The 9,711-nt window shown below is 65.9% G+C and carries 10 protein-coding genes; 6 read left to right on the plus strand and 4 right to left on the minus strand.

Going from position 1 to position 9,711, the window contains the following annotated elements:
* On the minus strand, window positions 1–1,216 hold a 1,216-nt coding region (locus tag A2J02_RS07465; RefSeq protein ID WP_068048726.1), incomplete at its 3' end, for a dihydroxy-acid dehydratase domain-containing protein.
* Between the two features lie 223 nt (window positions 1,217–1,439).
* Between A2J02_RS07465 and A2J02_RS07470 the strand changes: the two genes are divergently transcribed.
* Genes A2J02_RS07470 through A2J02_RS07485 form a run of 4 tightly spaced genes read left to right on the plus strand, consistent with a single transcriptional unit; the run spans window position 1,440 to window position 4,616 of the window.
* A complete protein-coding gene (locus tag A2J02_RS07470) occupies window positions 1,440–2,441 on the plus strand; it encodes an Acg family FMN-binding oxidoreductase (protein ID WP_068048751.1) in 1,002 nt (333 codons plus the stop codon).
* Entirely contained in the window at window positions 2,438–3,340 is a 903-nt protein-coding gene (locus tag A2J02_RS07475; RefSeq protein WP_068048728.1) for a universal stress protein, read from the plus strand. Before A2J02_RS07470 ends, A2J02_RS07475 begins: the two co-directional genes overlap by 4 nt.
* On the plus strand, window positions 3,337–3,699 hold the full coding sequence (locus A2J02_RS07480; RefSeq protein WP_068048731.1) for a hypothetical protein: 363 nt from the start codon (window positions 3,337–3,339) through the stop codon (window positions 3,697–3,699). The genes A2J02_RS07475 and A2J02_RS07480 overlap by 4 nt, the downstream gene beginning before the upstream one ends.
* A gap of 38 nt (window positions 3,700–3,737) precedes the next feature.
* Window positions 3,738–4,616, plus strand: coding sequence for a universal stress protein (locus A2J02_RS07485; protein ID WP_068048732.1), 879 nt, complete (start codon window positions 3,738–3,740; stop codon window positions 4,614–4,616).
* A 14-nt stretch (window positions 4,617–4,630) separates the two neighbouring features.
* Here the strand turns inward: A2J02_RS07485 and A2J02_RS07490 are convergent, their stop codons facing one another.
* Window positions 4,631–6,067, minus strand: coding sequence for an MFS transporter (locus A2J02_RS07490; RefSeq protein WP_068048737.1), 1,437 nt, complete (start codon window positions 6,065–6,067; stop codon window positions 4,631–4,633).
* A complete protein-coding gene (lppU, locus tag A2J02_RS07495; protein WP_068048740.1) occupies window positions 6,064–6,663 on the minus strand; it encodes an LppU family putative lipoprotein in 600 nt (199 codons plus the stop codon). The genes A2J02_RS07490 and lppU overlap by 4 nt, the downstream gene beginning before the upstream one ends.
* Window positions 6,664–6,749: 86 nt before the next feature.
* Between lppU and A2J02_RS07500 the strand changes: the two genes are divergently transcribed.
* A complete protein-coding gene (locus tag A2J02_RS07500; protein ID WP_068048755.1) occupies window positions 6,750–7,799 on the plus strand; it encodes an ATP-dependent DNA ligase in 1,050 nt (349 codons plus the stop codon).
* 2 nt (window positions 7,800–7,801) lie between these two features.
* Window positions 7,802–8,887, plus strand: coding sequence for a DNA polymerase domain-containing protein (locus A2J02_RS07505; RefSeq protein ID WP_068048744.1), 1,086 nt, complete (start codon window positions 7,802–7,804; stop codon window positions 8,885–8,887).
* 134 nt (window positions 8,888–9,021) lie between these two features.
* Here the strand turns inward: A2J02_RS07505 and A2J02_RS07510 are convergent, their stop codons facing one another.
* Window positions 9,022–9,408 carry an SdpI family protein gene (locus tag A2J02_RS07510; RefSeq protein WP_068048748.1) on the minus strand — a complete coding sequence of 129 codons (387 nt, stop codon included), beginning with the start codon at window positions 9,406–9,408 and terminating at the stop codon, window positions 9,022–9,024.
* Between the last annotated feature and the right edge of the window lie 303 nt (window positions 9,409–9,711).

Below are 9,711 nucleotides of genomic sequence, written 5' to 3' on the forward strand. Positions count from 1 at the left end.
CTCCGCCGGGGGCGAGCGATCCTTCGAGGATGGTGATGCCGCCCGTCGGGTGGATCGGCTTGTCGAGTGCGCGCAGTACCTTTCCGTCGGGGTCAGGGGGCGCGATGTGAGCGAGGTTCTGCGCCACGGTCTTACCGGTGACCGTCATGCAGTCGCCGTGCATCAGGCCTGCGTCGAGCAGAGCCTTCATCACGACGGGGACTCCGCCGATGGCGTCGACGTCGGTCATGACGTGCTTGCCGAACGGCTTGACGTCCGCCAGGTGGGGAACCTTCGCGCCGACGCGGGTGAAGTCGGCGAGGGTCAGGTCCACCTGCGCCTCGTGGGCGATGGCCAGGAGGTGCAGCACCGCGTTGGTCGAGCCGCCGAATGCCATGACAACGGCGATGGCGTTCTCGAACGCTTCCTTGGTGAGGATGTCGCTGGTGCGGATGCCGCGTCGCAGAAGATCGACGACGGCCTCGCCGCTGGCGTGGGCGAATCCGTCGCGTCGGCGATCGGGAGCGGGAGGAGATGCGCTGCCGGGCAACGACATTCCCATCGCTTCGGCTGCGCTGGCCATCGTGTTGGCGGTGTACATTCCGCCGCAGGCACCTTCGCCGGGGCAGATGGCGCGTTCGATGGTGTCGACGTCGGCGCGTGACATCAATCCGCGCGAACAGGCACCGACGGCCTCGAAGGCGTCGATGATCGTCACCTGGTGCTCGCTGCCGTCGGACAGGGTCGCGAACCCGGGCAACGTGGAGCCGGCGTAGAGGAAAACACTCGCCAGGTCCAGACGCGCTGCGGCCATGAGCATTCCGGGCAGCGACTTGTCGCATCCGGCGAGCAGGACGGAACCGTCGAGACGCTCTGCGCTGATGACGGTTTCGACGCTGTCGGCGATCACCTCACGGGAGACCAACGAGAAGTGCATGCCCTCGTGACCCATCGAGATACCGTCGGACACCGAAATGGTGCCGAATTCCAGCGGGTAGCCGCCGGCGGCGTGGACGCCCTTCTTGACGGCCTTCGCCAGACGTTCGAGCGAGAGGTTGCACGGGGTGATCTCGTTCCACGACGAGGCGACGCCGATCTGGGATTTGCCCCAGTCTTCGTCGCCCATCCCGACGGCGCGGAGCATGCCGCGCGCTGCCGTTTTCTCCAGTCCGTCGGTGACGTCGCGGCTGCGCGGCTTGACGTCGATGTCTTCGTGGGGATTCTGCGGGGTCGTCATGACTCTCCTGAGCGGTCGGCGGACGGTCGCGTCCTCAGGTTCCGCTCCTGAGTCGCATTCACCGTCAACACTAAACCTGTGGTTGCGGCTCTCGATCGGCATGCACCCAACTCGTACGTCTCGAGTGCCCTTCATCGAGTGACGAATGGCCCTGTCGAGCACCACCAGCTCGGGGAGAGAGTGGGTGTGTCACCGCATCGCGGTGGGAGTCCGAGGAGAGACGATGAACGATCAGCCGGATACGGCCGTGGTGGAGATGCTGGTGGAGCTCGCGTGTCGCGCTCCGTCCGTGCACAACAGTCAGCCGTGGAGGTGGATCTACTCCGAGCACGTACTCGATCTGTACACCGACAGCTCGCGCGTGCTCGGGGCGATAGACCCGACCGAGCGGCAGATGGTGATGAGCTGCGGGGCTGCCTTGGACCACCTGCAGAAGGCTGCGGCCGCCAACAGGTGGACGGCAGAGATCGACCTGTTGCCGACCCCGGGTGCACCGGATCACCTCGCGCGTGTTCGTTTCGTACACGCCGCGCATCCCCGGTCGCACGAGTTCGACCTGCTCACTGCGATCAATCGGCGGTACTCGGATCGGCGAGCGTTCGGGCCGGTGCCGAGCAATCGTGATCTGACGCGATACCTGGGTCAGGAGCACTACGGCACCGAGATGACCGTCCTGTCGGCCGAGTCCAAAGAGACGTTGGCGAAGGCATCGACTCTGAGCGCGAGCGTACGTAGGTACGACGCGACGTATCAGGCGGAGATCAGATGGTGGGCCGGGCACGCGTTCCGATCGGGAGGAATTCCGCCCGAGGCTCTGACGAACCGCGCGGATGCATCGAGGGTGCAGGTCGGACGAGTGTTCCCCGAACCGCACCGGGTCGCCGCGACCGTGACACAGGAGCCGGTCGAGGACGAATCCACCGTGGTGCTGCTCGAGACGTCATCGGACGAACGCCCGGATTGGCTGCAGAGCGGTCGAGCCATGTCTGCCTTCCTCCTGGCAGCGACAGCGGACGGACTGGCGACGTGCCCGTTGACGCACATGACGGAACAGTCGGGTAGCAGGCGCTTGGTCGAATCTCTCGCTGCACGCACAGGGGTGGCGCAGGTGCTGATTCGAGTCGGTAAACCGATGATCGGCTCACCGCCACCCCGAACCCCACGACACGCGGTCGCGTCGGTGCTCTCGGCACCCGCCCGCGCAACGAACAGGAGACGATCGTGATTCTCGCAGGACACCAGAAAATCGTTGTCGGCGTGGACGGCTCGCCAGCCAGCATCGACGCTGCCCGCTGGGCGGCCACCCTGGCCGAGAAGGTGGATTCTCCGCTGCTGATCGCCGGGGCAGTCCAGCAGCCCGTGTTCTACATGGGCGAGCCCGCAACGGTGGTGCCGAGGGAGGTGTGGGACGAGCAGCGGCGCGCGGCCGAACGCGTCGTCACCGACGTTGCCACCGCGGTGCTGGCCCATCATCCGAATCTGGCCGTGACCACCTCGGTGGAGGAAGCGACCGCATGCACGATGATGGTCGGGCACTCCCGCACCGCGCGCATGCTCGTCGTCGGCAACTCCGGTTCCGGCCCGATCGTGTCGGCGTTGTTCGGGAGTACGGCACAGGAGACTTCGAATGCGGCCCTGTGTCCGGTGATCGTCTGGCGGGAGGGAGTCGGCGCCGTCGACGCACCGATCCTCGTCGGTATCGATGGCAGTGCGACGAGTGAGGTGGCCGTCGAGCAGGCCTTCGATCTGGCGTCTCTGTTGGGTGTGCCGATGATCGCCGCGCTTGCCTGGAGTTCGTTGTCCCAGGGGGCGGCGCTCTCCCTGCCTGGATCGCCCGACAGTGCCGAGATCGAGCGCGAGCAGCGAATGCTGCTGTCGGAATGTCTTGCCGGATGGAGTGAGAAGTATCCGGACGTATCCGTCGAACATATTGTGCAACAGGGCAATCCGGCGCATCTGCTGGTAGACCTGTCCAAGCGTGCCGGCCTCGTGGTGGTCGGCAGTCACGGACGAGGAGTGGTGGCGAGAGCACTGTTCGGATCGACCAGCAGCAACCTCACGCGGCACGCGCGCTGCCCGGTGATGATCTGCAGGGACACGACGACGGCGGAGGCTCGACGATGACGAACGACGCACGAGCAGTGGCGGGCACCCGGCGGATGGAGACCGATTCCATCACCGTCGACAGTCCGGCATCGACAGGATCGACGGTGTTTCCGGTGACCACCGCGTCGACCGGCGGCACCGTGTACGCGGTGATGATCGCCGAATACGGACCCCTCGCCGGAACCTCCCCGGACGGACACGATCTGAGAACAGCGGTGCTCGACCGGTGGCCGGGGGTGCGCGTGTTCGAGCGGCGCAGCACCGGTGTGAGCGGGGCCGATCCGCGCGGCTACGAGACCTTCTACGTAGAGCTCGAATCGAGCGGATGCCGCACCGATATCGATACCGACGAAGTCACCGCCCTGTTCCACCCCTGACCGACCCGACGGCATCACCATCGAGACAGGAACACATCATGAGCAATTCCACCGACCGCGTGCTTCCCATCCTGGTGGGCATCGACGGTTCCACCGAGGCCGATGCCGCAGCGCTGTGGGCGGCCACCTACGCGGCGAAGACACATGCGTCCGTTCGGTTGATTCACGCTGTCCCCGAGGGGGATTGGTACGGATCGGCAGCGTTCGTCGACGGCGGTGCACTCGAGCGGGACCTCCGCATGATCGGGCGAAAGCATCTCACCCGTGCGGCCGGAGCGATGCACGACGTTGCACCCGACGTATCCGTCGACATCGTCAGCGTCGACGGCACCATCGCGTCGTACCTGTCGAATGCCGACGCCGAATTGATCGTGCTGGGATCGAGGAAATCGAGTGCACTACGAGACCTGACCTTGGGCAGCAACACCCTCCGGGTCGTCACGCACGCCCGTTGCCCCGTACTGCTGGTGCGTGGTGGTGGGGAGAGCGTCGATCCGGCCAGGCCCATCGTGGTGGGCGTCGACGGAAGTGAGCAGTCGGATCGAGCGTTGAGTGGCGCGCTCGAGTTCGCCCACACCGTCGGTGCACCGATGGTCGCGGCGAACTACTGGGGATTCGCGGCCCAGCCGGGTCTGGGAACGGGATTCGAGGAGATCGACTGGGTGAGTGTCCGGGCACACGAAAAGCATTGGCTGGATGCGCATGTGGAGAAGATGCACGAGAAGTATCCGGAGGTTGCGCTGAGCACTGTGAGCGCGCAGTCGAGCCCGACGCGAGGCCTGCGGGCGATGTCGGCGTCGGCGTCGATGCTCGTGGTGGGTTCTCGGGGTCGAGGTGCTCTGCGTGGGACGATTCTGGGGTCGGTCAGTCAGAATCTCGTTCACCACGCCGACTGCTCGGTGCTGATCGTGCGGTGACCCAGTGCGGTGAGTCACGCGCTCCGACGCGAGGCAGGTGGTGGTGAGCCGATGTCGCAGTGCGGTGGGCAGTTCGACGCGTCGTCGCCGGTGCCGCGGATCAGTGCTGCCGCGATGGCGGCACCGATGACCAGCAGTCCGGCGCACATCAGCATCGCGGCGTGGAAGCCGTCCGAGAACACTTCCGGCGCAGCGTAATCGGATCCCGCGATACCGGCGAGCGCAGGGAGCGCGGCCACGGCGAGCAGTTGACTGGTGCGGGCCACGGCATTGTTGACTCCAGACGCGATTCCGGCACGATCGGTCGACACCGCGCCCAGAACCGCTCCGGTCAGCGGGGCCACCAGAGCGGACAATCCGAGCCCGAAGACGACAACCGCAGGCAGAACGTCTGTGGCGTAGGTGGATCCGGGTCCGATGCGCAACATCAGCAACAGCCCCAGTGCCGAGAGCAGCGGCCCGACGGTCATCGGAACACGAGGTCCGATGCGTCCGGCGATTCTGCCCGCGCGGGCGGACAGGACGAGCATCAGAGCGGTGATCGGCAGCGTGGCCACTCCGGCCGCGATGGGTGAGTAGCCCACGGCGAACTGCAACTGCAACACCAGAAGAAAGAACACGCCGCCCAGAGCCGCGTACACGGCGAAGGTGACGAGGTTGGCCGCCAGAAACACTCGGGATGCGAACAGCGACGGCGGAACCAGTGGATCGTGCGAGCGACGCTCGATCACCACGAACACTCCGGCCGCGACGACACCCAGAGCGAGCGCCAGGGCATGTGACTCGATCAGACCGTACGTGAGCAGACCCAGCGCTGCCGCGACGGTCACCGCTCCCGGTACGTCGAGTCGGCCTGATGCGTGCGGATCTCGGCTCTCGGGAACGTGTTTCGCTGCCACCCACACGACCACGACGGCGAGCGGGATGTTGATCAGGAACACCGAACGCCACCCGACGGCGTCGACCAACCAGCCGCCGAGCAACGGACCGACCGCGGACGCGACGCCGCCGAGACCCGACCACAGACCGATCGCAGCTCCTCGATCCTCGGCCCTGATGGAGGCCGAGATCAGCGCGAGAGAACCCGGCGTCAACAAGGCCGCGCCGACGCCCTGCAGTAGTCGCGCCGCGACCAGCACCTCGATGCTGGGAGCGAGCCCGCAGAGCACCGACGCGGCCGCGAACCAGACGGTGCCCCAGACGAACACCCGCCTGCGCCCCAGCCGGTCGCCTAGCGACCCGCCCAGCAGAATCAGCGAGGCCAGCGTCAAGGTGTAACCGCTCAGCGTCCACTGCAGACCGGTGACGCCCGAACCGAGATCGCGACCGATCGCGGGTAACGCGATATTGACCACGGTGGCGTCGAGCATCGCCAGAGCCGAACCGAGCACCGTGGCTGCGACGATCCAGCGCCCCCGAGCGCTCGAGACCGAGATGTCGGTGGCGGTCACAACCGTTCGACGCAGACGACGAAGTTGCGTGAATCCTTCTCGAATCCGTACAGCGCGGGGTCGGGGCAGTCGTCGACGGACGAGGTGCCCTGCAGGATGGTCACGACGCGGCGGGTGTCGGCACCGGGGGTCGCGCAGTCGATCCGCTGAGCGAATTCACCGACGAGGTCCATGCATCCACCGACCTGCCAGTCGATGTCGAGGCACAGGGCTCCCTGTTCGATGTCGAAGTAGGTCTCGTAGTAGTACTGATCGGCATCCGCGGGGCACTCGGCCGAGGTGGGCGTCTTGGCGAAGACGACGTAGTTGGACTGCGGAGATCCGCAGGTCGCGTTGTCTATGGCCGCCTCGTCGACGGTTCCGCCCAGGGCCACGCACTCGCCGATCTCCACGTCGATGTCGACACTGCCGCCGTCGTCGATGTCGGTTTGCGGTGTGGTGGTGGGCGGGGCGGTGGTCGTGGTGGCGGGAATGGTGGCACCGGAGATGGCGACGGCGGTACCGGACACTTCCGAGGCGCACCCGCCGAGTATCAGCGCCGCGCACGACGACAGCGCGAGCACGAGAGCGCGGACCGAACGACTGGATGACGCCATGGTGAGTCCTGCCCTCGTAGGTTCGACCGTGCTCGTGTAGAAAATATCGGACTCGCTCGTCGGCTGCATGAGGCAGGATGAACTGCGTGGATCTTCCTCTTGCCGTGCCGGTCGCACCGATGCTCGCCAAAGCCGCGAAAGTGGTGCCCGCACAGCCCGCGGACGGGCCCGCGGTGTGGTCGTACGAGCCGAAATGGGACGGGTTTCGCGCCATCGTCTTCCGCGACGGAGACGAGGTGGTGCTGGGGTCTCGTGGCGGTAAGGACCTGGCGCGCTATTTCCCGGAGTTGGTGGAGGCGATCAAGGCCGAGCTGCCCGAGAAGATCGTCGTCGACGGCGAGATCGTCGTACCCCGCGAGAAGGACGGATCCACTCGTCTGGACTGGGAGTCGCTCTCCGAACGAATTCATCCCGCAGCGAGTCGGGTGACCATGCTCGCGGAGAAGACGCCCGCGCAGTTCATCGGCTTCGACCTGTTGGCCGTCGGCGACGAGGACCTGACGGGTGAGCCGTTCTCGACGCGGCGAGCGAGACTGCTCGACGCGGTGGGTACCGGCGGGACGAGCTGTCACGTCACCTCCGCCACCGACGATGCGGCGGTGGCCGAGGATTGGTTCGAGCGTTTCGAGGGTGCCGGGCTCGACGGTGTGGTGGCCAAGAAGCTCGACGGTCTCTATCTGCCGAACAAGCGCGAGATGGTCAAGATCAAGCATGCGCGTACCGCCGACTGTGTGTTGATCGGTTATCGAATCCACAAGTCCGGCAACGGTATCGGATCTCTGCTGCTCGGTCTGTACGACGGCGACGACCTGCGCATGATCGGCGGCGCGTCGGCCTTCACCGACAAGCGCCGGCTGGAACTGCTCGAAGAACTCGAACCGCTCCGGCTCGGCGATGACGTCACGTACGACGGTGAGGCGACGCGCTGGAATTCGTCCAACGACCGCAACTGGATCCCGGTGCGTATCGAGCGGGTCATCGAGGTGGCCTACGACCAGATGGAAGGGGCTCGGCTGCGGCACGTGGCGCGGTTCTTGCGGTGGCGACCCGATCGTGAGCCGCGCTCGTGCGCGTACGACCAGCTCGAGGTTCCGGTGCGCTACGACGTCGCCGACGTCATTGCCGGGGGGCGGTAGCCATGGCCGCGAAAACACCACCGGCGTTCGTGCAGGCCGGCGAACGCGAAGTGCGGGTGTCGAGCCCCGATCGCGTGATCTTTCAGGCCACCGAACGCACCCCGGAGATCACCAAACTGCAGGTGTGCGAGTACTTCGCGGCCGTCGGGGAGCCTCTGATGCGGGCGATCGGTGACCGCCCCACCGCGATGGAGCGTTGGCCCGACGGCTATCGCGAGGGCATGAGATTGGCACTCGGCCCCCAGGACAAGGAGGGCGACGGTTTCTATCAGAAGCGGTTGCCCAAGGGCGCGCCCGAGTGGATCGAGACGGTGAAGATCGCGTTCCCCAGCAAGCGCACCGCCGAGGAGCTGTGCCCGTCCGAATCCGCGTCGCTGGTGTGGGCAGCGCAGATGGGCACGCTGACGTTCCATCCGTGGCCGGTGCGGCGACCGGACGTCGACCATCCCGACGAGCTCCGGCTGGACCTCGATCCGCAGCCGGGAACCACGTTCGCGGACGCCCTGCGAGTGGCCGACGTGACCCGAGAGCTGTTGGAGGAACTGGGTTTACGCGGCTACCCGAAGACGAGTGGGAATCGGGGCATTCACATATACGTTCGCATCGAGCCGCAGTACACCTTCGAGCAGGTGCGCCATGCGGCCATCGGTCTGGGCCGCGAGCTGGAACGGCGCGACGACGGGGTGACCACCAACTGGTGGAAAGAGGAACGCGGAGAACGCATCTTCATCGACTACAACCAGAACAATCGAGACCGAACCATCGCCAGTGCATGGAGTCTGCGGGCCCGGCCGGGTGCGACGGTGAGCACTCCGATGACGTGGTCGCAGTTGGCAGATGTCAGCGATCCACGTGAGTACAACCTCGTCACGGTGCCGGAGCTGGTCCAGGACGGAGACCCGTGGGCCGATATGGACGAGCAGGCCTACTCCCTCGAACCCCTTCTGCAGCTGTGGGAAACACTGCCGGGCGGGGAGCTGAACTTCCCGCCGGATTACCCCAAGATGCCTGGTGAGCCGCCCCGAGTGCAGCCGTCGAAAAAGGTCGCCGAGCACTGGGATGCGGAGGGGAATCGCACGGAGAGCTGACGCAGCCGGGCAACGTTGCACACTACGACGCCGTATCGACGGGATTCGGTCGACGCGGACGTGTTCTGTGCAACTCTGCCCGGGCGAGGTCCCCAAGGCGATGTCTCTGTCGCGACTGCCTGCACGGAAATCCATCACTCGACGCGTGCATGTCTTTTCGCTTCGCGATCGGCTTTGATTCCGCTCGAGGTCAGGACGACGGCTCCGCCGAGTGCCAAGGCCGCCGAGAGCGTCAGCATGGCCGTCGCGGGAACAGAGCCCAGGACCAGTAGCCCGGCGATCAACACCGCTGATGCGAGGCAATGGGTGCCGCCCGCCATCATGTAGGGATACGCGGCTCTGTGGCCGGCGACCCAGGCTTCCTTGCTGGACTTGGTGGCCCGCGTTTTGATGCCGATCAACGAATTGGGTTCTTGGTCCGGGTCTTTGGTCACCAGTGCGGTCAAGTACACCGTCAGCGACAACACGAACAGTGTCAGCGCGATCGCTCCCGTTATCGCGCGCGCGGATTCTGCGTCCACGGTCGATCCCTTCTGCTGCCGTACGCCTCACTGCAGCATACCGTCCGGTCTACTCCGAGTCGCCGGGCAAGGTTGCACACTACGACGCCGTATCGACGGGATTCGGTCGACGCGGACGTGTTCTGTGCAACCTTGCCCGCGCTCACATGGATTCGAGTTCCCGGATCAATGTCGCCGCGTCGTATGGTCCGACGTGCCTGGTCAGGTTCTTGTCGCCGCGTCCCAGGTAGAACGTCGGGGTGCCGTCCACGTCCGAGGACGAGGCGTCGAGTTCGTCGTCCTCGACGCGAACGACGTGGTCGC

Origin of the sequence: Rhodococcus sp. EPR-147 (assembly GCF_001647185.1) — a bacterium.
Taxonomy (GTDB): Bacteria; Actinomycetota; Actinomycetes; order Mycobacteriales; family Mycobacteriaceae; genus Rhodococcoides.

Excerpts from the sequence above, each read along its gene's own strand:
- A2J02_RS07470 (WP_068048751.1), top strand. The coding sequence starts at position 1,440 with ATGAACGATCAGCCGGATACGGCCGTGGTGGAGATGCTGGTGGAGCTC.
- A2J02_RS07480 (WP_068048731.1), top strand. The coding sequence starts at position 3,337 with ATGACGAACGACGCACGAGCAGTGGCGGGCACCCGGCGGATGGAGACC.
- A2J02_RS07485 (WP_068048732.1), top strand. The coding sequence starts at position 3,738 with ATGAGCAATTCCACCGACCGCGTGCTTCCCATCCTGGTGGGCATCGAC.
- lppU (WP_068048740.1), bottom strand. The coding sequence starts at position 6,663 with ATGGCGTCATCCAGTCGTTCGGTCCGCGCTCTCGTGCTCGCGCTGTCG.
- A2J02_RS07505 (WP_068048744.1), top strand. The coding sequence starts at position 7,802 with ATGGCCGCGAAAACACCACCGGCGTTCGTGCAGGCCGGCGAACGCGAA.